The organism is Acinetobacter sp. WCHAc060042 (assembly GCF_003231195.1).
Taxonomy (GTDB): Bacteria; Pseudomonadota; Gammaproteobacteria; order Pseudomonadales; family Moraxellaceae; genus Acinetobacter.
The window spans coordinates 1-480 of sequence record NZ_QKVN01000132.1; the positions used below are offsets into that span (position 1 = coordinate 1).

1 protein-coding gene is annotated in these 480 nt (G+C 44.4%); it reads left to right on the top strand.

Annotated elements, in window-relative coordinates; genetic code table 11:
• Position 1: 1 nt before the first annotated feature.
• The coding region (locus DPG01_RS18565) for a GTP-binding protein (RefSeq protein ID WP_162622384.1) at positions 2-480 on the top strand (479 nt) is incomplete at its 3' end.

The window sequence follows — 480 nt, forward strand, 5'->3', positions numbered from 1 at the left end:
CATGGCTAAGGCTAAGTTTGAACGTAATAAGCCACACGTTAACGTGGGCACAATCGGTCACGTTGACCATGGTAAAACAACTTTAACAGCTGCAATTGCAACTGTATGTGCGAAGAAATTCGGTGGTGAAGCGAAAGACTACGCTGCAATTGACTCTGCACCAGAAGAAAAAGCACGTGGTATTACAATTAATACTTCACACGTAGAATACGATTCACCAACTCGTCACTACGCACACGTAGACTGCCCGGGCCACGCCGATTATGTTAAAAACATGATTACTGGTGCTGCTCAGATGGACGGCGCGATCCTTGTATGTGCTGCGACTGATGGTCCAATGCCACAGACTCGTGAACACATCCTTCTTTCTCGTCAGGTTGGTGTACCTTACATTCTTGTATTCCTTAACAAGTGTGACCTTGTTGATGATGAAGAACTTCTTGAATTAGTAGAAATGGAAGTTCGTGAACTTCTTTCTAC